We start from the raw sequence: 22,120 nt of genomic DNA, 5'->3' as shown, positions 1-22,120 counted from the left end.
GAAAGTGAGGAGCTAAGGATTTACCAACTTCCTATGCACTATGATCTTCTACCCAAAGCATTGCTTTATAAATAGCATTTGTAAAGCTTTGAATTATTTCTGGATTTTGCTCTATATAGCTTTTTCTACCTGAGTAAACTGTATAAGGAATATATCCAACTGCTGCTCCAACAGAAGCTACAACAAAGCCTTTACCTTCTTTTTCAAGAACTGATGCTGTAGACTCAAAAAATGTCGTATAATTATCCACTTTGTACCACCCGCAATATACCAGTAATTATATTATCTAAAATGATGATCACTATCTGTAAGCTAAGAATAAATAGGTGAAAAGTGTACTAGTTCCTATTTATTATTTAATGTTTTAAGGGCTTTACATTTACAGTCAATCCTAAATGATAGGTTTAAGAGATTTTGCTTGAGAGGGGAATTAGTAGAGTCGAGTAGGTTAAAAACGTACTCGTTACGTAGATGTGAAAAAACTCACATAGAGAAAGCTAAAAGTAAGTAAATCAATTCTCCTATAGACATAACTAAATATTGACAAAATTTGTGTAGACTGATAAATTATACCCATACCCCTTTGGGTATAATTTTCTTTAGGAGGATAAAATTATGCGTCAATGTATTGATACTAAAAAAGTTCAATCTAGGATTAAAAAAATTGAAGGGCAGCTAAGAGCTATTTCAGAAATGGTAGACAAAGATATTCCTTGTGAAGATATTTTAATACAAAGAAATGCAGCTAAAAGTGCGCTTCATAAAGTTGGTCAGGTAGTTTTAGAAGGTCATTTGCAACACTGTGTACGAGATGGTATAGAGCATGGAGATGCAGACAGAACAATCGCTGAGTTTGCCAAAGCCGTAGAGCATTTTTCTAGGATGGGGTAGGTGACAAAATGAATAGGATATTAGACTTATTTAAAGATGAAGAAAAACGTACACCATTATTTCTAATAATATCTTTTACATCATTGCTGATTAGCTTTTTTCGTGTAGGGAATTTTATTTTTGATGGAGCCTGGATAGCAATTATTCTTTGCGGTACTCCTATTATTAAGGGCGCTATTGAGGGGCTTATACATGAATTCGATATTAAGGCAGATGTTTTGGTGTCTATTGCACTTGTTGCCGCAGTTTTTATTGGTGAAATATTCGCTGCAGGTGAAGTTGCTTTTATAATGGCACTTGGTGCATTATTGGAGGAACGTACAGTTGCAAAAGCACGTGCCGGAATTGAGAAACTTGTAAATCTTACACCTCGTACTGTCCGAGTTATTCAAAATGGAGCAGAAAGTATTATACCTGCAGAACAAGTTCAGGTTGGAGATATACTACGGGTACTTGCCGGTGAAACAGTAGGTGTGGATGGTTTCATTATTTCTGGGCAAACATCTATTGACCAATCTGTGATGACAGGAGAATCTTTGCCTGTAGATAAAGGAATTGGAAGCGAAGTTTTCAGTGGAACTGTGAATCAATTTGGAACCTTTGATATGGAAGCCTCCAAAGTGGGAGAAAACAGTTCGTTACAAAGAATGATTAAACTAGTAGAATCTGCTGATGCAAGTAAGGCTAAAATAGTTAGGCTAGCGGATAGATGGGCTACATGGATTGTTGTAATTGCATTAATTTCTGCAGTTGGCACATGGATTATTTCACGGGAAGTTATTCGCGCTGTTACAATTCTTATAGTATTCTGCCCCTGTGCTTTAGTGTTAGCAACGCCTACGGCTATTATAGCTGGTATTGGCAATGCAACAAAATATGGTATTCTTGTTAGGCAAGGAGATGCTCTTGAAAGACTATCAAAGATAAGCAAGATTGTATTTGACAAAACCGGTACCATTACATACGGAAAGCCTGTAGTTGTAGGAGTTCAAAGCTTTAATGATTATATTAGTTCAGAGAAATTATTAGAACTGATAGCTTCTGCTGAACTGCGCTCTGAGCATCCATTGGGTAAAGCAATAGTTTCTCATTTTAGAAATACATCAAATACAGCTCTTCAGGAACCACAAGATTTCACTATGCTTATAGGTCGTGGGGTTAAAGCAGCTGTTTCAAAGGATGTAGTTCTTGCAGGAACTGTTGAACTGCTTCATGAAAACGCTATTGTAATACCAGAAGATATATTGAAAAAAGCTTATACATATAGAAATGACGGTTGTACTATTATCTATGTATCTGTTAATAACTCTGCTATTGGCTTTGTGTCTTTATCTGATACATTACGTAAGGATACCGAAGAAATGGTTAGAAAGCTTCAAGGACTCAATGTAGAAAGCATATTGCTGACAGGAGATAACCCGCAAGCAGCTTCATATATTGCTAAAGCTGCCGGAATTAGAAATATTCACTCGGAATGCTTACCAGAAGATAAGTTGTTAGCAATAGAAGAGTATCAGAAGAATGAGCTGATTTGTATGGTAGGTGATGGAATTAATGATGCGCCTGCTCTAAAAAAAGCCTATGTAGGTGTCGCAATGGGTAGTATAGGTAGTGATATTGTAGTTGATGCAGCGGACATTGTACTAGTCAGTGACGACATAAAATATATCCCTCACTTAATAAGTTTATCTCAGAAAACTATGACAACAATAAGAAGAAATATTGTATTGTCTTTAGTTCTGAATTTTGTAGCAATTATATTAGCAATGTCAGGTGTTTTAGGACCAGTTCTTGGTGCATTGGTACACAATGTGGGTTCAGTTGTTGTAATTATTAACTCTTCATTTCTCTTAAATTTCACGAGTGATCATAACTATCCTCAAGTGAATTCTTATACTGAAGCCTATTCAAGTGTTGATATTTAATAAAACCATTGAGTTATACTTTGGCGGGAATTTCCTGATAAAGTATATTATCAAAATTAGGTGGATAAATGCATCATAAACAATTTATATGACCATTAATATATAGTTAAAAAGGGGATATCCAAATGATTGAAGCTAAAAATCTCATAAAGACCTATGGAGAAGGAAACACAGAAGTAAATGCTTTAAATGGTATTAATTTAAGTGTAAAAAAAGGAGAATTTGTGTCTATACAAGGACCCTCTGGTTGTGGAAAATCTACACTCTTAAATATAATAAGTTGCCTTGAAAAGCCAACAAATGGGAAAATCATAATAGATAACATAGATATAGCAGATCAAGACGATGATAAGCTGGCTGAAATCAGGCGAGATAAAATAGGTTTTATATTTCAAAGTTATAACTTAATACCAACCATGAGTGCCCTTGAGAATGTAATGCTTCCTATGATGTTTGCTGGGAAAGACGATAAAATAATGACTGCTCGAGCAACCATGTTACTTGAAATGGTAGGTATGCAAAATAGAATGAATCATAAGCCAGCGGAGCTAAGTGGTGGCGAGCAACAAAGAGTGGCTGTTGCTAGAGCACTAATTAATGATCCACTACTTATTATTGGCGATGAACCAACGGGTAATCTTGATAGTAAGACTGGCAGTGCGGTGATGGAAATGTTGGTAAAACTCAACAAAGAGGGTCGAACAATCCTTATTGTTACTCATGATTCTGTGGTTGCAAATATGGCTGATAGAGTGATGCATATAAAAGATGGACAGTTTATTGATAATCAATCAGGGCAGGAGGCGTAGAGATGACAGGGAAAAACAGGATTAAAATTGCTTTAAAGAATCTGAGGGAGTATAAGCTGCGTTCTTTTTTAACCCTTATGAGTATTGCGGTGGGTATTGCCACTTTAGTATCCCTAATTATTATTAGCCAAAGTATGGAGCGTGCTGTAGGCGAAAGACTTGGTGGAACAGTAGATGTTATCAGGGTACTTCCAGGACACGTAGTCCCAGGCAGAGACTTTGTTCCCTATGGATCTTTTACAGAAGAGTCTGCAAATGAAGTGGAGAAAATTAGAGGTGTAGAAGCAACTTCTACCTGGATGGTTGAAATTGCCATAGCAGAATATGAAGGGAAGTCTGCTCCTGTTGAGGTAATGGGAGGTAACCCATCTGACATCCGAGAATTTTTAGGAGGGAGTGTTGAGCTTAAGGAGGGAAGATTAATTAAAGAGGGGGCTAATCCAGAAGCAATACTTAGCACCTCTACACTTGAACATATAAATAGATGGCTTAATGCTGATCTGAAAGTTAACGATGTATTAAATATAAATGGGGTTGAGGTCACTATTGTTGGAGTTATGGCTTATGATCTTGCTGGAGTAGAGGTTAGCCATCGATTATTGATGAACAAAGAGATTGTAAAAGAAATTACAGATTCGGAGAATGTCATGCTTATGTTAGCGAAAGTTAATGATTTAAACCGAGTCTATGAAATTAAAGAAGAAATTGAAGACATATTAGATCAAGTACATGGCGTAAGCGGATTAACTACGGCTGTTGCAGCACAAAGTGTAGTAGATCAGGTAGGTATGGTAACACTTATAATCCAAGCTGTTGTTATTAGTATTGCTCTTATTGCGCTAATTGTGGGATGCTTGGGAATTATTAATGTTATGCTGATGTCTGTTATGGAAAGAACACGAGAAATAGGAATTATGAAGGCAATAGGAGCAAAAAACAAAGATATTCTGGCTCTTTTCTTGGTAGAAGCAAGCACTATCAGCTTGATTGGGGGGATACTCGGTGTTTTAAGCGGTGTGGCTATTAGCTTTATTGCCAATTCAGTAATTTCTAGATTTATTATAGTAAACATGTCGCTTATCATTTCCCCTAAAGTCTTGTTTGGAGGCATAGTAGTAGCTGTTGTAACAGGAATTATTGGAGGACTGTACCCTGCTAGAAGGGCAGCTAAAATGAGACCTGTTGAAGCTTTGAGGCATGAGTAATCGTTTAGGTAATAAAAATAATTTGTGCTTAAGCAAAAAAACGTAATAGGAGTATGGATACCTATCCTATGGTAATGTAAAATAATCTGTGCCTAAGTAAAAAAACAGCAATAAAGATATGTAAGCATATCACCATTGCTGTTTTTGATTTATCTTATTCCATAACTTTTTTAGCAAACTCTGTATTTACTATAGCACTATGTGGTACTATCTTATCTAATTCATCAGCTTCTGTCATAATATCTTGAAGTCTATTTAAACCTGCTACAGTTAGAACTGGGTTAGGTGCCCATGCTTCAATTGATCTATATCTTTCTACCACGTTAGTTAAAATTACTAGGTCAGCATCTGGAAAGTGAGGAGCTAAGGATTTAGCAACTTCCTCTGCACTATGATCTTCTACCCAAAGCATTGCTTTATAAATAGTATTTGTAAAGCTTTGAAATATTTCTGGATTTTGCTCTATATAGCTTTTTCTATCTGAGTAAACTGTATAAGGAATATATCCACCCTCTGCTCCAACAGAAGCTACAACAAAGCCTTTGTCTTCTTTTTCAAGAACTGATGCAGTAGGCTCAAATAATGTCGTATAATTATCCACTTTGTACCACGCATATTTATAAAATAAAACTCATATTTCTATTGAATCTATAACTCATAAACATAAATTAAATTAATTAGTCTATAGATGACATATCATTAATGGGTTTACAGAAAAGTAGATAGTATATATAATCTCGGGAAATAAATATACTACATAATTGTGATTGTTAAAGAAATTATGATGCTAGGTGAAATTATTGAATTCTATAGGTTTTAAAAAAGAAGAAACTCAGTATTTATTAAGCTTAGTTTTAGCCAGATACCATTAAATCAAAACAAATAAACAAAACATAGACGATGATATAATAAATGAATCTATTAAAATTGAATTGCCTATAATAATGTTGCTTGAATCAATACATAGAGTGTTAGAGGATGAATAATTCTTTTTAAAAAAAATATTGGGGTAAATTACCCCAATATCTTTTATTAGTTATTTATACTTTTTTATATCAGTTTGAGCAAGTTCATCATTTGCTGTATTTTGTTTATTCATTTCCTCATTTGATTTTTTTATTAATAAAACGCTACCTATACAAAATCCAATAAAAACTAGTAAAACCGCAATTACATCTAATTGTTGTTCCATCGACAATGCCTCCCTATATTAAGCTTTTAGTTTAGTTAAACTGTATACTTAATAATAAAGGAGCTTTATACCTACTCGAATTTTGTCTTGGCAAAAGTAACCTTTGCAATATGATAAACAATCTTGAAATGTGCAAACATAAATATGTTCCATATCTATAATCTAGAATCAAATTATAGATACAAGCTAATATTAGAACAAATAAGTTCACAATTCCATATAGCATATTTAGGCTAATTTTATTTCGATGTAGCTCTTGTAAATTTAGAATTTCTAATTGGTACTGCATAGCAAAAAAGTAAGGTAATGTTGTATCGTCTATATTATTGTTAGTTGTATACAAGTTATCTATTGTGAAATAGTTTAATAAGAGTATAACAAGAACAATATAAATAAATATACTCGTCTGTCTTTTATGAAATAAATAAGTCATATGAGTGCATACCCCTATCGTAAAATACAAAAATTAAATACATGAGTATATAATACCATATAATCTAAAACAGTGTAACACAAACTTATTGTCAAAAAATTTCTTCTCCAAAATCATATGACAAATTAATAGGTAATACAGCTATTATATAAACTATCTAAATATCTCACATTACGCTGAAGCAGATATAAATTTTGAAAGATTTTAATTAGTTTATTAAAAGTAGGTTCTACTCCGTATAAAGATATTTTCAGATATTCCTAAACATCGAAGTACTGTCTTAATACTATTATTTATTGGGCGTGTAAAATCCCGCTGAGTTTGGGCTCCAGCGTGATAAACAATGGTTTGGACACTATAAAAGATTTGATAAATAGCTACTAATGTAGGACGTGTCATTTTAACTTTCCCTGGACCAATGATTACTTCTTCATTTTTAGCCATCTCACGCCGAACCACATATTCTGCAACTGACAATGACATAACAGCAAATTAAAAGTAGTACATCAATGCTTCAATTCTCTTTGGAGAATTTAAATACAAAAGAGTTAACCAGTGGGGGTGATTTCAACAGTTGGAACTTTTTCTCTATTTGTCCTTGTGTTTTATACTCTTTGAGAATTATTTCAGCCTCGATTTCCAGATCATTGCTACAAAGCACAAACATTGATTGACTTAAAAGATTTTTTTCTAAGGCTTCGTTATCCATTTGACTGTTGATTTGCTCAGAATAGCAAAGCTCAAATACTTCTGCACTAGCTTTATTAGAAGGTCTTCCGGGTTTTCGATTTGTACTTTCATTAATATTAACAGTTACTATATGATACTTAATTTTCTTTAGTGCTATTGACGAAGTCTTTACAATCTCAAGTTCAGCGTTTTCATAGCATGCGAACGTGCGTTTTGAATACTGTTTCGTCAATTTATCAAGCTCTTCGCTTTCTGAGAATACTTGCTTTGAAATACTTTTTTCCTTCTTTTTACGAAGTTCTTCTGAATAGCAAGTACAATACTTTAAAGGGTACATCCGTATAGTCTCCTGTAGCTTCCGTTAGACGATATTTTTCGGATTTTTTATCTGTTGACTCTACAGGAATCACATATTTCTAAAGTCTAAAACAGCTCTTTCAATCAGAGCTTTAGTAGCTTTGGTATTATCGGATATCCTGGTAATGAGATTAATGTTTCTTTTATTAGCTTTAAGTATATTTTCTAGGGAAAACAATGCGCTATCGGCAATGTAATAGAAGGTATCAGGGTTTATTTTTAGGTAGTTTTAGAAGGTCTTCTACATCATCTAACTGTTCTTTATTGTAAGTTTTATCGTCCATGTTTTCTGATAAGACTTTAGCATAAACTAAAACTCCATTAGCAGCTCCTAATGAAACCTTTAATTGTTTCTTATCTTGACGTTTTTGTTTACTATACCCATAGTCAATCTAATCTGAATGACACCAGCATCTTCGCCATCTACCTCATAGGTGCCCCACTCTGGGTCCAGCATCATGTAAAAGATCAAGAAAACCACCAATCGGTCATCATTAATTTGAGAAAGTGTTACTGGATAGTTGAAAATAGATTCTAAGTCTTTGTACTCATAATATTCATTAAGTCTTGAAAGAGGGTGATGATCATCACATAGGTTAACAAGTATCATCTGGCCAGTACACTGTAAGGAATCTCAAGAGGACGCCCAAAGTCACTAGCCATATGATTATCGATAATTTGTGGCAAGCCCATTTATTCCAATAAACCGACTAAAAAAGTGGCTTTATCATCAGTATAAGTTTTTATATTTTTAAGATTAATAGACATTTAAGGACCTCTAATACGTTTATACTACTAGTATTCGACATTAAATTGGAAACTCATTTTGACTGAAAAAAATATTTAATTTTTATTATGATTTAAGCGGAATCTGAGATGCAAAAAAACAGAGAAATAAATAAGAAGAAAAAAACCTACCGAATTCTAGAGTTATTAAAAACTCTTAATACGAAAGGTTCTATTATTTTTTGAGGATTTCGATTGAAATTTTTAATTTTGCGATAGCCCCTTTTTAGTTTTTCAGTGGTCTCTCATATCCCTATTGCTGTTTTAATTTTTATTATTTCATAGCTTTTTTAGCAAACTCAGTATTTACAATAGCACTATGGGTTACTCTTTTCTCTAATACACCACTGTCATAATATCTTGAAGTCTAGTTAATTCTTCTTCAGTAAGAACTGGTTTTGGTGCCCATGCTCTAATTGGTCTATATCTTTCTACTACGTTAGTCAAAATTCCTAGGTATGCATCTGGGAAGTGTGGTAGCTAAGGATTTAGCAATCTCTTCTGCACTAAGCTCTTCTACCAAAAGCATTGCTTTATAAATAGCATTTGTAAAGCTTTGAATAATTTCAGAATTTTTTCTAAATAGCTTTTTCTTGTAGGGAGTCATCCACTTTGTACAACTAAAATAAACAAATAGTATTACGCAATTTATATTACTATCTTTTTATTTCTCTTTTATTAAAGTATTAGCATTTTCAGCAATTGACTGACTTGTAGCAGTGATTTCTTGTAAACTAGCAGATATATTGTTAATTGCATCACTAATAATATCCATTCTAGCACCAACAGTTTCTGATTGTGTAATGATGTTTAAAATGGAATTAATTACATCTCGCTCATCTGTTTTAGTGGATTCTGCTACAGCTTTTGAATTCTCAGCTAACTTCTTAACTTCTTCGGCCACTACTGCAAATCCCCTACCTGATTCTCCTGCTCTTGCAGATTCAATGGCAGCATTTAGCGCCAATAAATTAGTTTGTTCTGAGATGCTTACTATTTCCTCTGTAGCCTTCGAAAACTTATCAATCTTTTCTCTAATGGATCCTATTTTAATATTTAGATCTTTTGATGTACTTAAAGTACTATATACCTCAGTAGTGATATTTTCAACACTTGCTATTACTTCCTCACTACCTGAATTAACTTCATTTATAGAATTTAGTATAGTATTAACAACAATATTTAAATGCTTTATTTCCGACATTCTTTCTTCATTCATATAACTAACCTGATCTAACACTTCTTCTAGTTCCTTATGTTTCTCGGTAATTATATTATGTTCTATTTCAAGTTCTCTTCTATTATAGTGCATACAATTTTCTAAGTGATTTGCACCATTATGTATCGCTTTAATCATAGTAGCACAATCACCATAACCACAAGCAAAACAATTTATGTTTTCGTCCTTTTCATTATCTTTGTGTAATTTTTCTAGTATTTGCTTATACTCAGCAACTGTTGGATCTAACCACTTACCTATTTCTTGAGATTTATCACTGTAACTTCTTATAAAATGATTAATATTTAGCTTAGAATCAAATAACTTGTACATATCATCTATATTTTTACTTAAAGGGAGTTTTCCTTTTTTATTAAGTCTATTTTTTTTCATGTCATTAAACACTTCGTCAATATCGTCTAATTGCAAGTTCTTAGAAGTTCCAGTACCAATGTTACACCCAAAAGGACAGTTTAGAATATCTACAAGAAGGGGTAACGATTTATTATTATCAATTCGATTTTTATATTCTTCTAGATAGTGATATACATGGTTTTGTCCTTCAATTTGTCTAATCCAAGCTCCTTTAATCCTAGCTTCAACATTCTCTCTTAAGCCACCGGGTCTACTGTATAAGCTACCAATTGAAGACTGCATATGGTCAAAATCTATTGAAGGAAAGCTATGAAGTTGTATATTATTATTTCTCAAATGTTCTTGGATTTTTTTAAATGTAACATTGTATTTAATCATTGAACTAGTATTAATATCTTTAATCTCATTGCCTTTAGCGATACATGGAGATAAAAAAGCTAGTTCATCATCAGTGCCAACATATTTTTTTAGATAGATTGCAGTATTAATCATTGGAGAATGTATTGGGGATAATTTGCTTATAAGTTCGGGTCTATATTTTTCTATGTAGCTAACTATTGACGGACAGGGCTGGGCTATTACAGATGTCAGTTTATCTTCTTTTATTTTCTTCAGGTATGCCCAGGTGGTAATGTCAGCACCCAGTGACACATCGTAAACTAACCTAACACCTATACTTTTTAAGTACCCAAATAATTTATTGTAATACTTGAAGTTAACTCTCACGGCAGGAGCGACTAACATAGATATTTTTTTACCATTCTTTAAGTCTTCAAAAAACTGTTTAGTATCATCAATATATTCTCTAGCGTCATGATCACAAGCATTTATACAATGACCACATTGAATGCACTTATTTGTATCTATTTTTACTATGTTTACACCGTCCTTAAACTCAGCGATATTTGCGCCTTTTATTGGACAACCATTGATACATTTATTGCATCCAACACAGTTTTCTTCTTGTGTGTTTATAAGATTTACACTTGACATAAAATCCCCTCCATTTTTTAGTAGTAGTTTTTTAAAATTTAGCTGGGACGCTTTCGATGTATGAAGAGTTATCTTCTGTAAATTAAGGAAATTTTACAAAATATTTATAGTATTATTCATGAGTTATGCAGTTCGTGTAAATAAATGTAAATAAGACTGATGTATCGTATATTATAATATACTAAAAAATATTTTTGTTTTATATGTCTTGAAATAGCAAAAAAGACTTGACTTTTTAAACCCGCCCCAATAATCAAAGTGAATGGTATTAATAGCCATTACTCTTGATGAATGGGTGATAAATATGACTCTTGGGAAACCGAAATATAGAAATTTACAACAAGGAAATGGGGGCGGAACGCCAGTTTTAAAAGCAATTTGGGATAAATTTGATTTTTCACTTCTGCTTACGCAATCGGGTATTGTAAAACGTAATGGTGTACCCACTTGGCTTATTGCTTTTGCTTATGTGGTAGGACTTATTGCTAATAAAAATTCTGTCTCACGTATTTCTGATTATGCTACTAAGGATAGCTTATTACAACAGATGTTTCGGAATCTTAAAATGGCTCAATATACCTTTAGCCGCTTTTTTACAACTGATTATAATTGGGGTTTATTTAGTTTTAAAAGAGTACAAAGACTACAACAAGAAGAAGAAACTGCATTTACTGAAGGAGATGTTATTGTACTTGATGATACAAAGGTGGCTCATGCCCATGGAAAGAAAATCCCTTTCCTTTGTTGGTTATATGATAGCTCCATTAAAATAAATATCTGGTGTATGAATATAGTTGCTACAACTGTTGTATTAAAGAACGGACTTAAATATCCATTGTTTTGGCGTATTTGGCGTAAGGTAGAAAATAGCGATGAAAAACAGACAAAAATAGATCTTTCAAAAGAAATGCTAATGGATATTCGCCGGATTTACACAGGGGTACTATGGGTTGCCATGGACCGTGGTTTTTATGCAAAGACTTTTTTAATTGGCTCACAGATCATCAATATGATTGGGTTACTAAGGCAAAACGTAATCTGACACTTTATCGAAAAGAAATTGAGAATATTACAGGCCGAGAACGCTTTATCCCTGTAAAGCCTTCAATGCTTATTAAAGAAGTTTTTTTCAAACTTCTTATTAGTGGTCTAAAGATAAAGTAAGTGCTATATCCATACCTAATATTTATATCAAGTTACCCTACCGTTTAGTTGGAAAGCAGGGTAAAGTAGTAACTAAGTATCGTTATACGCCTATTGCGAGTTGTAGCTACAAGACTCAAAGAAGATACTGAAATGATGAAGGATGAATTTGAGAAAAACAAAGAGGTTGCGGCTACATATCGTGGGGCTTACCTTTTGATTAGTAATAGGGTCGATAATCCTGAAGAAGCTTTAGATGCATATATTAAGCGTTGGAGCATTGAGGTTTTTTTTTTTAGAACTGCAAAACAAGAACTGGGGTTGAATTCTTGCCACTCAACGTCGGAAAGTCATCATTACGCCCATATTGAGCTCATTTTTACAAAGAGAAACTTTACTTGTCTATGCAAGATGGGAACTCAATAATAAAGGCGCTGAAGAAGGCTTCACCCACGGCGAAATGGTCCGAAACTTTTTCAACGCCACATACCGTATCGTTATAAAAGCACAGCAATGCTTTCAAACTATACAAGTACATTTTGACACAGAAGTTAGGCAATTTGCAAGACTTATTGATAAATTTTGGCCGAAGAATTTATTGTTAGGTTGGTTTACTGTGCAAAATTCCCAGTATATGGAGTCAACTGCATAACTCATGTATTATTTTATAACTTTACTAATTTATACAATCAAAAAAGTCTAAATACTTACTCCATAATTTGAATAATAGTTAACAAATAGAATACAGCAGTGTCTTAGTGATACAAAAATGAAAAAGAACAAACCTACTATCGGTAGCTAATGATAGTAGGTTTATTCTAGCGTAAAATTACTTTTATGTAAAGTTTATTTTGTTAAATATGGTTAATATTCCTATACTTATTTGGTAATATTTTTCCAAAACATGTTGAATATATAACTTAATTCGGAGTGTGTTATAGAGTTATCATATAGACATAAAGCTAAGTTCCCATAAAGTAGGTGAAAAAAGTATTTTAGTAACTTATCAGAATTTTTTTCTTTAATTACCTGGCACTAAATTCTTTTTTTCAATATATACATAAAGTGCTCTGTAGATAGGTTACGTATTGTCATCATCTTTATTTTAACTAGATCTTTAATTACCAAGTTTGGAAATAGACTTGTGTGAAGCCAAAAGTTTGTTGTATAATTGTTTTCTTCAAAGTATATAATTATATTCTTCATAAAGGAGCTCTACATTCTCATCTTTATACTTAACAAGGATATTCAGAAGCAAGTTTATCACAAATTGCTAAACAAGTTGAAATCAAAAAACGGTCTATATTTTCTCATTTTAAAAGTAAGGATGAGATCTTTATGGAAGTCTTAGACCAAATGATAAAGAAATTCGAAATCTATCTAGATTCTATTTTTATACAATTTGTTCTTGAGTAAAAAAACAACAATAGGAGTATGGTTCTACATACCCCTATTGTTGTTTTTATTTATATTTCATAGCTTTTTTAGCAAACTCAGTATTTACTATAACACTATGAGGTACTCTTTTCTCTAATACCCCAGCTTCTGTCATGATATCTTGAAGTCTAGTTAACCCTTCTTCGGTCAGAACTGGGTTTGGTGCCCATGTTCCAATTGATCTATATCTTTCTACTACGTTAGTTAAAATTCCTAGGTCTGCATCTGGGAAGTGTGGAGCTAAGGATTTAGCAACTTCCTCTGCACTATGATCTTCTACCCAAAGCATTGCTTTGTAGATAGCATTTGTAAAGCTTTGAATAATTTCAGGATTTTGTTCTAAATAGCTCTTTCTTGTAGAGTAAACTGTATAAGGAATATATCCACCTTCTGCTCCAACAGAAGCTACTACGAAGCCCTTACCTTCTTTTTCAAGAACTGATGCTGTAGGCTCAAATAATGTCGTATAGTCATCCTCTTTATACCACCTAAAAATACAAATGATAATCTTTTAAAAATACATATATTGAAGAAGATGTAGTTATGTGTATAATCAAAATCACGATATATATTTAGTTATTATGCACCAAGTTCTGTAAAAGTCAAATTACAATATATAGTATAATATAGTTAAAGTTGAAAACTAATGATGCTTTAACAATAGTTACTTATTTTTTGTTCTAGACTCAATCTAGGGACGTTATGTAGTGTTATAAGTATTAAAATCTACATTCAATGAGGGGAGTACAACTATTATCTGAGCATTCAAGCTAGGGTAATAAATGATACTAAGGTATATGAAGTTGTTAAGATGAATTTTTTAACTAGTAACGAGTTAAGTAAGAATAACTTAAGAGGGTAGCAAAATGAATAAATACGAGTATAAGTGTGTTTTGATTTTACGACTTGGAGAGAAAACGACCAGGGTATTAAACACCTAGGGCAAAGAGGGTTGGGAATTAGTAAGTGTATGTTGGGCATGTCATTATTTAAAAAGAGAAAAAAGAAGGAGAGATGATTAGATGCTAGAGAGATTAGGGTATGATAAAAATGTAAAGCTAGAATTTAATGCGAATCGCTTGAGCGGACTTTGGCTGCTCATTATTGGCTCAGTGATTATAATAGCTACAATAGTAGGTGGAAAATTTGTTTTAAATCCAATTATTTTTATGACTGGCTTTGGAGTTGGCTTTTATCTAACAAATTTCAATAAAGCGATAGTTTCCAAATTTATGGATGGCGAGCTTTCAAAGTTTCAAGAGAAAATGGCTAATATTGGGGTGCTATCTTTATTTCCACTAATTTTTGTTTTAGGAGGTTCTTTTATCCCAAGAAGCGATTGGAGAATGATGTGGCTTGGGGCATTACTTGCAACAGGTATTCATTTCTTGCCTTTTTATTTTTCACATGGAAAATCAATGATTTATCTTGCCACAATCTGTTCAGTCTTAGCGATCATTGGTATGTTTAATAAAGAAGTTCCCTTTATTTACTTTGGTGTAGCCGATGGGATTGTTAAGATTTTATTTGGAGTTAATTTATTATTTTTTCAAAAAAGGAATAGAGTTTATAAATTATGCTAAAGAAATATTAAAACATGAATTAAACTTATTACATGATTGTATTCAAACTCAATTGACCGAAGACTTATCATTTATAAAAAACAAACAGCCTTAGTTAGTTAATGCTTTGTATGAATATGAAAGTTAGTATGATAATGGGAGAAAAAGATTAAAAGTAATATCTTGGTATTTGTTTTGCATCACATTTTCTTTATAAGTGGTCACAGATGAAATGTGACGGAAATGAAGGAGGGGTAATAATACAACCAAAGGGAGTGAATTTCATTTAAAAAAGAAAGAAAACAAAGATAACCTACAAAAATGAGTGCGATTATGATAGTATTAAAATTAAAACATGGTAAATTATGTTTATAAAGGGTGATTTATATTATGATGCATATAAAAAACTTATAGATTTAGCCTTTGAAATCGGTGATGAGTTATTTTAGTAGTAAGAAGTAGTTGGATACTAGATAACACAGTTAATACTGTCATTGAAAGATTAACGCTTTCTCTAAAAAATGTTAAAGAGCAATATGAATGGGCAGGTATAATTTTTGGAGGTAGTGAGCCTGCTAAATTATATTATTATGGGTGCAACCCGAATTGACAGAGGATTTAAGTTTCATAAAAAATGGAACTGATTGGTTGGTGAATATAACTCATGAAAATGAGACATATATCAGAACTGATAGTAAAGAAGAATTGGATGCAATATACAAGATTAAGGGGCTGTTATTGATTAGGAAAAAAACTACCCCACTAGGGGAATTAATTAAAATGTTGCATGAAAATATTATAGGTTTGAAAAGTTTGTTCAGAATATTAATTATAGAAATACCAATGTGAGATTTGTAAAATTAACAATGTACATATGTTCCCTCAGAATAAGAGTTTGGGGGATTTGTTTTTATAGGGGTGAGGAAATTAAGCGGAATGTATGATTTGATAAATTGCAAATGTGTTCAGATGCTTAAATAGATTGGAAATATGACCATACTAAAGGTATTAAGCTATTTATAATTTCATAGAAGAAAGTAAAAATTACATTTATTTATGTTCTTTTTCTTGACTGAATGCAATATATATATTACGATAAAAAAGGAATATATATATTGCATTTTTATTGATTGAGGTGATATTTATAATTAAGAACAGTGTTAAGCAAAGCCGTAATGAGAATCAACTAACTCAAGAAGAACTTGCTGAGAAAGTAGGGGTAACAAGGCAAACAATAGGGCTTATAGAGAAAGAGAAATATAATCCCACCATAGCCTTAGGACTTAAGTTATGCCAAGTTCTAAATAAGTCTCTGGATCAACTATTTTGGTTAGAGGAGGATGTAGATGAAAAATGATGAAAGAGTAAACGCAGATGTTAAAATAGCAAAAAGTATTGGCTATACGATTTTTTGGTTTGGTATATTTGCAGTAATACTGTATAGGTGGTTTATTTTGAATCAAACTCTTATGGATACCTTAGATTTTTTCTTGGTCTGGTTTATTGCGTCATTAGCACAATTTTTTGCTTTAGCTATTAAAGGTATCCCCATCACCTATCCTGTTACAATGAATAAAAAAGAGCAGTTGTACTTTGTGTTTTTAGTTCCATTATCTACAGGAATACTATCAGCTCTTATTGTTTTTTTTAAGATAGGTTCGGATATTAGACGTTTATTATGCGGTTTTACAGTGAGTTTTTTCGGTACTCTTTTTCTATTTTTTCTATATAGGATTATTCTTCATATGTGGGAAAAAAGAAATACGTAGAACACCATGAATAAGAAATAAATATATGGATTTTTCCATTAAGGGTTGATTCTTTAACATATTATAACCATTTCAAATACATGTGTTTGGATATTTTTGCACTACAAATTAAAAAAAAGGATGATTTTCGTGTTAGGTGCTAGTGCATTGCTTATTTTGTTTTTGGTAGGACTTAAGCTTCAGGAAAAAGAACAGAAAAATGTTCAAACTGCAGGGATAGTTATTCAGGCAGGAGTTGTGATTTTATTTTTAATTCAAACTGCAATAAAATTAGGATATTTGCCGCTATAAAAAGCTTTTCATCCGTCTGTTGTGACATAACCAAATATATTTAGGATAAGCCCGTTTTAAGGAGAAATTAATGAGAGTGTATGTAAATTCGTGTTAAAATTGAGATGTAAGTATTTACAGATACATATTATTAAACCCTTCATTGTGCCATTAGTAAACATTTATTATAAAACCAAAATAAACAGCAATAGAAGTATGGCTAAACATATCCCTATTGCTGTTTTTGATTAACATTATTCCATAGCTCTCTTAGCAAACTCAGTGTTTACAATAGCTTCATGAGGCACTCTTTTTTCTAATACACCAGCTTCTGTCATGATATCTTGAAGTCTAGTTAATCCTTCCTCTGTTAAAACTGGGTTTGGTGCCCATGCTCCAATGGATCTATATCTTTCTACTACGTTAGTTAAAATTCCTAAGTCTGCATCTGGGAAGTGTGGAGCTAAGGACTTAGCAACTTCTTCTGCACTATGCTCTTCTACCCAAAGCATAGCTTTATAGATTGCATTAGTAAAGCTTTGAATAATTTCAGGATTTTGTTCTATATAACTTTTTCTAGCTGAGTAAACTGTATAAGGAATATATCCACCTTCTGCTCCAACAGAAGCTACTACGAAGCCCTTACCTTCTTTTTCAAGAACTGATGCTGTAGGCTCAAATAATGTCGTGTAGTCACCTTCTCCACCAACAAATGCCCCAGCCATTACTGCAAATTGAATATCTGTACGAACATCAATATCTGTCCCAGGTACTAAGCCTTTGTTTTTAAGTACGTATTCTAGTGTCATATTAGGCATTCCACCTTTTCTTCCACCTAGAATAGAAGTTCCTCTTAGGTCTTCAAAAGTGAAATCAGAATTAGGTTCTCTAGCAACGATGAAAGAACCATCCCTTTGAGTTAACTGTGCAAAGTTAATTGCATAGTCAGCAGCTCCTTGGTTATAGACATAAATTGAAGCTTCAGGACCCATAAAACCGATATCAACTTGATTACTAAGTAGAGCAGCCATAGTTTTATCAGCTCCGCCCCCGTCTGTAAGCTCTATTTCTAGACCTTCTTCCTCAAAAAAGCCTTCTGTAATTGCAATGTATTGTGGTGCGTAAAATACTGAATGTGTAACTTCCATAACTTTAATCTTAGTTAATTCAGCAGGCTTTGCAGGTTTAGTAGTACATGCACTTAAGGTTATTGTAGTAATTAAAAGTAAAGTAAGTAAAATAGATAACACCTTAAATCTTTTCATATATACCCCTCCATTTTTAATGTTGCATCAATTCATTATATTCTGAAAAGAAAAATGTGTGCTACAGTGAAAAATAAGTATAGCATTAATAAAATTAACATATGATGGGAATATAAACATAATGGAGGGGATAATATGTTATGTGATATTAAAATTAGTAGCAGTAAAAATAGATATGGATATATTAAAGGTCAAATTGACGAACTGAGTTGGTTTGCTTTAGTACACAAAACTGAGGTCGAGCACGGACTAAATCCATATAGCTTAAATGCTGGTACTGGGAAAGTATCACGTCTTTGCATATATAGAGATATACCTATGACAAATTATACAAAACGACTGATTTACGCTAACTATAAAAGACAATGGGATGTATTTAATTGTAGCTATGAAAAAATGGTAAAGGATTTAGTAAGCTATCTTGACAGAAGATATTCAATTAAACTTGTTAAATGAGTATTTGAAAGATATAAAATCTTTTTTTAATGGCTATTATATGGTAATATATATAGTTAGAATAGTTAGTATAGTTGTTGATTGAATAAATCACTTAAAGAGGGGTGCATTTTATGCATGTACCGAATATATTAACTGCTGTAAGGTTCCTATTAGCACCTTTATTTGTTTTTGTTTTCTTTTCATCCAATGACAATTATTTAAGGTTATCAGCATATGTATTTGTACTGGCTGGCATAACTGACGTGTTGGATGGATACATAGCAAGAAGGTTTAATCTAATAACTAAATGGGGACAAGCAATGGACCCATTAGCCGATAAAATAATGCAGCTTACAGTTCTAATATGTTTAACAATAAATAGATTAATTCCTATATGGGTTATAATTATTGTGGGTATAAAGGAAGCTCTTATGATAATAGGAGGAGTAGTTCTTTATACAAGAAGGAACCACGTGGTTATCCCTGCGCGAAATTATGGGAAGATTTCTACTATTTTATTTTATATGGCAGTTTTATTTATTTCCTTTGGCATTCCATTTGGAATCCATTTGTTATTTTTAGCAATTTTAGTTACTTTATATGCATTTACATGCTATTTTAAAGTAGGCATGAGTGAAATGAAAAAATATAAAGCAAGTCAGTAGCTTACATATAGAGAGCTTCAATACAAAGGAGGAATCATTAATGGACAATAATTTACCAAAAAATTATGATCCTAAGTCATTTGAAAAGAAAATATATGATTTGTGGATGGAGAAGGAATATTTCAAAGCTGAAGTCAATCCTGATAAAGACCCTTATTGCATAGTATTACCACCACCAAATATTACGGGGCAACTACATATTGGACATGCTTTAGATCATACATTACAGGATGTATTAATTAGATGGAAAAGAATGCAAGGTTTTGAAACACTATGGCAACCAGGGACAGATCATGCCAGTATTGCTACAGAAGTTAAGGTAGTAGAAAAAGTTAAAGAAGAAGAAGGTTTATCTAAACTTGATTTAGGAAGAGAAGGGTTCTTAGACAGAGCGTGGAAATGGCGTGACGAATATGGTAGAAAAATTGTAGAACAAATGAAAAAATTAGGTAATTCATGTGATTGGTCAAGGGAACGATTCACTATGGATGAGGGCTTAAGTAACGCTGTAACAGAAGTATTTATAAATTTATATGAAAAAGGTCTAATATATAGAGGAAATAGAATAATAAACTGGTGTCCTGACTGTAAAACTTCATTATCCGATGCAGAAGTAGAACATGAAGATAAGGCTGGTCATTTTTGGCATATAAATTATCCTGTTAAGGATTCTAATGAGTTTATAGAGGTTGCAACTACTAGGCCGGAGACTATGTTAGGAGATACTGCTATAGCGGTTAATCCAGAGGACCCTAGATATAAGCATTTAATTGGTAAATATGCTATATTACCTTTAATGAATAGAGAAATTCCAATAGTAGCTGATGATTATGTAGACCCTGAGTTTGGTACTGGAGCTGTTAAAATTACTCCTGCCCATGACCCTAACGATTTTGAACTTGGACTTAGACATAATCTTCCTCAAATTGTTGTTATGAAAGACGATGCTACTATTAACAACAATGGTGGAAAATATGCAGGTATGTATAGATATGATGCTAGAAAGCAAATTGTAGAGGACCTTAAAGAATTAGGATTACTTGTTAAGGTAAAAGATCATCAACATAGTGTGGGACAATGCTATAGATGTAGTACAATTGTTGAGCCATTAACTTCAGATCAATGGTTTGTGAAGATGGATGAATTAGCAAAGCCCGCTATTGAGGCTGTAGAGAGTGGAAAGATTAAATTCGTACCTGAGAGATTCTCTAAAATATATTTACATTGGTTAGAAAATATAAGAGATTGGTGTATTTCAAGACAGTTATGGTGGGGACATAGAATACCAGCTTATTACTGTGAAGACTGTAATGAAATAATTGTATCTAGAGAAATACCCGAAAGTTGTTCAAAATGTAATAGTACAAGCTTGAAACAAGATGAGGACGTTTTAGATACTTGGTTTAGCTCAGCCCTATGGCCATTCTCTACTTTAGGTTGGCCAGAAAAGACTAAAGAGCTTGAGTATTTCTATCCTACTGATGTTTTAGTTACAGGATATGACATAATTTTCTTCTGGGTTGTAAGAATGGCATTCTCAGGCTTAGAATGTATGAATGAAATTCCATTTAAATATGTATATATTCATGGTCTAGTTAGAGATTCAGAAGGAAGAAAAATGAGTAAGTCCTTAGGCAATGGTGTTGATCCATTAGAAGTAATTGATCAATATGGTGCTGATGCCCTTAGATTTACATTGGTTACAGGAAATTCCCCGGGAAATGACATACGTTTCCATATGGAAAGGTTAGAATCAAGTAGAAATTTCGCAAATAAATTATGGAATGCTACGCGTTTTGTACTTATGAATTTAGATGACGAAAATATTCAATATAGTGATGTGAAGAATAATCTAAATACTGCAGATAATTGGATAGTATCTAGACTTAATAGCGTTACAAAAGAAATTACAGATAACTTAGACAAATTTGAATTAGGTTTAGCAGCTCAAAAGGTTTATGACTTTATATGGAGTGAGTACTGTGACTGGTATATAGAGTTAGTTAAATCAAGATTATATGGAGATAATTTAGAAGAGAAAAGGTCAGCACAATATACTTTAATTTATGTTCTAGAAAATATATTAAAGTTATTACATCCATTCATGCCTTTCATTACTGAGGAAATATGGCAAAGCATACCTAACTTCAAAGAAAGTGTTATTATTTCAGAGTGGCCAAAATTTGAAGAGGGAAATGTAAATAGAGTAGCAGAACAAAAAATGGATTTAATAATGCAAGCAATCAAAAATATAAGAAATTTAAGAGCTGAAATGAATGTAGTCCCTTCTAGAAAAGCTAAGCTAATGATCCTCTCTAAAAATGAGGAGGCAAAGGAAACACTACAAGCAGGAAGAAAATATTTTATGTCCTTAGCTAGTGTATCTGAGCTTGAAGTTGTAGATAGCAAAGAAAATGTACCAGCAGATGCGGTTTCAACTGTAGTTGAAGGAGCAGAGTTATTCTTGCCTCTTGATGAACTAATTGATTTCGAAAAAGAAATAGAGAGACTAGAAAAAGAAAAGGCTAAGCTTGAAGGAGAAATAAAAAGAGTAGTGGGTAAGCTTTCAAATGAAGGATTTGTTAGTAAGGCCCCAGAGCATCTAATAGCTGAAGAAAAAGCTAAGCAAGTAAAATATCAGGAAATGCTAGATGTTGTAATAGAAAGAATTAATTCATTAAAAAAATAATTTTAAG

At 32.6% G+C, this 22,120-nt stretch carries 25 protein-coding genes and 1 pseudogene; 16 read left to right on the top strand and 10 right to left on the bottom strand.

Features of this window, described 5'->3' with window-relative positions:
• Positions 1–31: 31 nt before the first annotated feature.
• On the bottom strand, positions 32–250 hold the full coding sequence (locus tag HZR23_RS00890) for a substrate-binding domain-containing protein (protein WP_207667928.1): 219 nt from the start codon (positions 248–250) through the stop codon (positions 32–34).
• 365 nt (positions 251–615) lie between these two features.
• On the opposite strand from HZR23_RS00890, the gene HZR23_RS00885 reads away from it, so the two are divergent.
• The 4 genes from HZR23_RS00885 to HZR23_RS00870 all read left to right on the top strand — a co-directional run bounded on the left by HZR23_RS00885 (position 616) and on the right by HZR23_RS00870 (position 4,830).
• Positions 616–891 carry a metal-sensing transcriptional repressor gene (locus HZR23_RS00885; protein ID WP_132849518.1) on the top strand — a complete coding sequence of 92 codons (276 nt, stop codon included), beginning with the start codon at positions 616–618 and terminating at the stop codon, positions 889–891.
• 8 nt (positions 892–899) lie between these two features.
• Positions 900–2,816 (top strand): heavy metal translocating P-type ATPase, encoded by a 1,917-nt coding sequence (locus tag HZR23_RS00880; RefSeq protein ID WP_132849519.1) that lies wholly within the window; start codon positions 900–902, stop codon positions 2,814–2,816.
• A 125-nt stretch (positions 2,817–2,941) separates the two neighbouring features.
• A complete protein-coding gene (locus tag HZR23_RS00875) occupies positions 2,942–3,625 on the top strand; it encodes an ABC transporter ATP-binding protein (protein ID WP_132849520.1) in 684 nt (227 codons plus the stop codon).
• 2 nt (positions 3,626–3,627) lie between these two features.
• Positions 3,628–4,830 carry an ABC transporter permease gene (locus HZR23_RS00870; RefSeq protein WP_132849521.1) on the top strand — a complete coding sequence of 401 codons (1,203 nt, stop codon included), beginning with the start codon at positions 3,628–3,630 and terminating at the stop codon, positions 4,828–4,830.
• Positions 4,831–4,984: 154 nt separating this feature from the next.
• Here the strand turns inward: HZR23_RS00870 and HZR23_RS00865 are convergent, their stop codons facing one another.
• From HZR23_RS00865 to HZR23_RS00840, 6 genes are all read right to left on the bottom strand, one after another.
• A complete protein-coding gene (locus HZR23_RS00865; RefSeq protein WP_207667929.1) occupies positions 4,985–5,431 on the bottom strand; it encodes an ABC transporter substrate-binding protein in 447 nt (148 codons plus the stop codon).
• Positions 5,432–5,866: 435 nt separating this feature from the next.
• Positions 5,867–6,022, bottom strand: a complete 156-nt coding sequence (locus tag HZR23_RS00860; RefSeq protein ID WP_165913767.1) for a hypothetical protein — start codon at positions 6,020–6,022, stop codon at positions 5,867–5,869.
• A 947-nt stretch (positions 6,023–6,969) separates the two neighbouring features.
• Complete coding sequence (locus HZR23_RS00855) at positions 6,970–7,482, bottom strand: hypothetical protein (protein WP_132849523.1); 513 nt, start codon at positions 7,480–7,482, stop codon at positions 6,970–6,972.
• Positions 7,483–7,845: 363 nt separating this feature from the next.
• On the bottom strand, positions 7,846–8,112 hold the full coding sequence (locus tag HZR23_RS00850; protein ID WP_132849524.1) for a hypothetical protein: 267 nt from the start codon (positions 8,110–8,112) through the stop codon (positions 7,846–7,848).
• Positions 8,113–8,727: 615 nt separating this feature from the next.
• Entirely contained in the window at positions 8,728–8,895 is a 168-nt protein-coding gene (locus tag HZR23_RS00845) for a hypothetical protein (protein WP_165913769.1), read from the bottom strand.
• A 57-nt stretch (positions 8,896–8,952) separates the two neighbouring features.
• Positions 8,953–10,875, bottom strand: a complete 1,923-nt coding sequence (locus HZR23_RS00840) for a [Fe-Fe] hydrogenase large subunit C-terminal domain-containing protein (RefSeq protein ID WP_132849525.1) — start codon at positions 10,873–10,875, stop codon at positions 8,953–8,955.
• Positions 10,876–11,137: 262 nt separating this feature from the next.
• Here HZR23_RS00840 and HZR23_RS00835 point away from each other — a divergent pair, with 262 nt between their 5' ends.
• From HZR23_RS00835 to HZR23_RS16725, 3 genes are all read left to right on the top strand, one after another.
• On the top strand, positions 11,138–11,917 hold the full coding sequence (locus HZR23_RS00835; RefSeq protein ID WP_213050292.1) for a hypothetical protein: 780 nt from the start codon (positions 11,138–11,140) through the stop codon (positions 11,915–11,917).
• 254 nt (positions 11,918–12,171) lie between these two features.
• The gene (locus tag HZR23_RS16730) at positions 12,172–12,444 is read left to right on the top strand and encodes a hypothetical protein (RefSeq protein ID WP_249536718.1); all 273 of its coding nucleotides are present in this window, start codon (positions 12,172–12,174) and stop codon (positions 12,442–12,444) included.
• Complete coding sequence (locus tag HZR23_RS16725) at positions 12,386–12,670, top strand: hypothetical protein (protein WP_249536717.1); 285 nt, start codon at positions 12,386–12,388, stop codon at positions 12,668–12,670. Before HZR23_RS16730 ends, HZR23_RS16725 begins: the two co-directional genes overlap by 59 nt.
• A 383-nt stretch (positions 12,671–13,053) precedes the next feature.
• Here the strand turns inward: HZR23_RS16725 and HZR23_RS00825 are convergent, their stop codons facing one another.
• Positions 13,054–13,224, bottom strand: coding sequence for a hypothetical protein (locus HZR23_RS00825; RefSeq protein WP_165913628.1), 171 nt, complete (start codon positions 13,222–13,224; stop codon positions 13,054–13,056).
• Between the two features lie 45 nt (positions 13,225–13,269).
• Between HZR23_RS00825 and HZR23_RS17940 the strand changes: the two are divergent.
• Positions 13,270–13,434, top strand: a pseudogene (locus HZR23_RS17940) (TetR/AcrR family transcriptional regulator); the annotation flags it as partial.
• A gap of 46 nt (positions 13,435–13,480) precedes the next feature.
• Here HZR23_RS17940 and HZR23_RS00815 read toward each other — a convergent pair.
• Positions 13,481–13,744 (bottom strand): hypothetical protein, encoded by a 264-nt coding sequence (locus HZR23_RS00815; RefSeq protein ID WP_207667846.1) that lies wholly within the window; start codon positions 13,742–13,744, stop codon positions 13,481–13,483.
• Between the two features lie 733 nt (positions 13,745–14,477).
• On the opposite strand from HZR23_RS00815, the gene HZR23_RS00810 reads away from it, so the two are divergent.
• The 5 genes from HZR23_RS00810 (at position 14,478) to HZR23_RS00790 (ending at position 17,077) form a co-directional block, all read left to right on the top strand.
• A complete protein-coding gene (locus tag HZR23_RS00810) occupies positions 14,478–15,038 on the top strand; it encodes a DUF6609 family protein (RefSeq protein ID WP_132847823.1) in 561 nt (186 codons plus the stop codon).
• A 585-nt stretch (positions 15,039–15,623) separates the two neighbouring features.
• The gene (locus HZR23_RS00805; protein WP_207667847.1) at positions 15,624–15,866 is read left to right on the top strand and encodes a hypothetical protein; all 243 of its coding nucleotides are present in this window, start codon (positions 15,624–15,626) and stop codon (positions 15,864–15,866) included.
• A gap of 286 nt (positions 15,867–16,152) precedes the next feature.
• The gene (locus tag HZR23_RS00800) at positions 16,153–16,374 is read left to right on the top strand and encodes a helix-turn-helix transcriptional regulator (RefSeq protein ID WP_330571388.1); all 222 of its coding nucleotides are present in this window, start codon (positions 16,153–16,155) and stop codon (positions 16,372–16,374) included.
• On the top strand, positions 16,364–16,786 hold the full coding sequence (locus tag HZR23_RS00795; protein WP_132847824.1) for a hypothetical protein: 423 nt from the start codon (positions 16,364–16,366) through the stop codon (positions 16,784–16,786). Before HZR23_RS00800 ends, HZR23_RS00795 begins: the two co-directional genes overlap by 11 nt.
• 120 nt (positions 16,787–16,906) lie before the next feature.
• Complete coding sequence (locus HZR23_RS00790; RefSeq protein ID WP_213050291.1) at positions 16,907–17,077, top strand: hypothetical protein; 171 nt, start codon at positions 16,907–16,909, stop codon at positions 17,075–17,077.
• A 233-nt stretch (positions 17,078–17,310) separates the two neighbouring features.
• Here HZR23_RS00790 and HZR23_RS00785 read toward each other — a convergent pair whose 3' ends face one another.
• Positions 17,311–18,321: an ABC transporter substrate-binding protein gene (locus HZR23_RS00785; RefSeq protein WP_132847825.1), complete on the bottom strand. Its 1,011-nt coding sequence runs from the start codon at positions 18,319–18,321 to the stop codon at positions 17,311–17,313.
• Positions 18,322–18,456: 135 nt separating this feature from the next.
• On the opposite strand from HZR23_RS00785, the gene HZR23_RS00780 reads away from it, so the two are divergent.
• From HZR23_RS00780 to HZR23_RS00770, 3 genes are all read left to right on the top strand, one after another.
• Positions 18,457–18,777: a hypothetical protein gene (locus tag HZR23_RS00780; RefSeq protein ID WP_132847826.1), complete on the top strand. Its 321-nt coding sequence runs from the start codon at positions 18,457–18,459 to the stop codon at positions 18,775–18,777.
• A gap of 113 nt (positions 18,778–18,890) precedes the next feature.
• Complete coding sequence (locus HZR23_RS00775) at positions 18,891–19,424, top strand: CDP-alcohol phosphatidyltransferase family protein (protein WP_132847827.1); 534 nt, start codon at positions 18,891–18,893, stop codon at positions 19,422–19,424.
• 40 nt (positions 19,425–19,464) lie between these two features.
• Positions 19,465–22,113, top strand: a complete 2,649-nt coding sequence (locus HZR23_RS00770) for a valine--tRNA ligase (RefSeq protein WP_132847828.1) — start codon at positions 19,465–19,467, stop codon at positions 22,111–22,113.
• Positions 22,114–22,120: the final 7 nt, after the last annotated feature.

The sequence above is a fragment of the Serpentinicella alkaliphila genome, assembly GCF_018141405.1.
In the GTDB taxonomy this organism is placed as follows: Bacteria; Bacillota; Clostridia; order Peptostreptococcales; family Natronincolaceae; genus Serpentinicella; species Serpentinicella alkaliphila.
Note: the sequence above shows the minus strand (reverse complement) of the source record. Positions and strands in the feature narration are given on the sequence as shown.

Bases quoted from the DNA above. Each gene is read 5' to 3' on its own strand.
- HZR23_RS00885 (WP_132849518.1), top strand. From the start codon at position 616: ATGCGTCAATGTATTGATACTAAAAAAGTTCAATCTAGGATTAAAAAA.
- HZR23_RS00880 (WP_132849519.1), top strand. From the start codon at position 900: ATGAATAGGATATTAGACTTATTTAAAGATGAAGAAAAACGTACACCA.
- HZR23_RS00875 (WP_132849520.1), top strand. From the start codon at position 2,942: ATGATTGAAGCTAAAAATCTCATAAAGACCTATGGAGAAGGAAACACA.
- HZR23_RS00870 (WP_132849521.1), top strand. From the start codon at position 3,628: ATGACAGGGAAAAACAGGATTAAAATTGCTTTAAAGAATCTGAGGGAG.
- HZR23_RS00860 (WP_165913767.1), bottom strand. From the start codon at position 6,022: ATGGAACAACAATTAGATGTAATTGCGGTTTTACTAGTTTTTATTGGA.
- HZR23_RS00855 (WP_132849523.1), bottom strand. From the start codon at position 7,482: ATGTACCCTTTAAAGTATTGTACTTGCTATTCAGAAGAACTTCGTAAA.
- HZR23_RS00850 (WP_132849524.1), bottom strand. From the start codon at position 8,112: ATGATACTTGTTAACCTATGTGATGATCATCACCCTCTTTCAAGACTT.
- HZR23_RS00845 (WP_165913769.1), bottom strand. From the start codon at position 8,895: ATGACTCCCTACAAGAAAAAGCTATTTAGAAAAAATTCTGAAATTATT.
- HZR23_RS00840 (WP_132849525.1), bottom strand. From the start codon at position 10,875: ATGTCAAGTGTAAATCTTATAAACACACAAGAAGAAAACTGTGTTGGA.
- HZR23_RS00835 (WP_213050292.1), top strand. From the start codon at position 11,138: ATGGTATTAATAGCCATTACTCTTGATGAATGGGTGATAAATATGACT.
- HZR23_RS16730 (WP_249536718.1), top strand. From the start codon at position 12,172: ATGATGAAGGATGAATTTGAGAAAAACAAAGAGGTTGCGGCTACATAT.
- HZR23_RS00825 (WP_165913628.1), bottom strand. From the start codon at position 13,224: ATGAAGAATATAATTATATACTTTGAAGAAAACAATTATACAACAAAC.
- HZR23_RS00815 (WP_207667846.1), bottom strand. From the start codon at position 13,744: ATGCTTTGGGTAGAAGATCATAGTGCAGAGGAAGTTGCTAAATCCTTA.
- HZR23_RS00810 (WP_132847823.1), top strand. From the start codon at position 14,478: ATGCTAGAGAGATTAGGGTATGATAAAAATGTAAAGCTAGAATTTAAT.
- HZR23_RS00795 (WP_132847824.1), top strand. From the start codon at position 16,364: ATGAAAAATGATGAAAGAGTAAACGCAGATGTTAAAATAGCAAAAAGT.
- HZR23_RS00790 (WP_213050291.1), top strand. From the start codon at position 16,907: ATGATTTTCGTGTTAGGTGCTAGTGCATTGCTTATTTTGTTTTTGGTA.
- HZR23_RS00785 (WP_132847825.1), bottom strand. From the start codon at position 18,321: ATGAAAAGATTTAAGGTGTTATCTATTTTACTTACTTTACTTTTAATT.
- HZR23_RS00780 (WP_132847826.1), top strand. From the start codon at position 18,457: ATGTTATGTGATATTAAAATTAGTAGCAGTAAAAATAGATATGGATAT.
- HZR23_RS00775 (WP_132847827.1), top strand. From the start codon at position 18,891: ATGCATGTACCGAATATATTAACTGCTGTAAGGTTCCTATTAGCACCT.
- HZR23_RS00770 (WP_132847828.1), top strand. From the start codon at position 19,465: ATGGACAATAATTTACCAAAAAATTATGATCCTAAGTCATTTGAAAAG.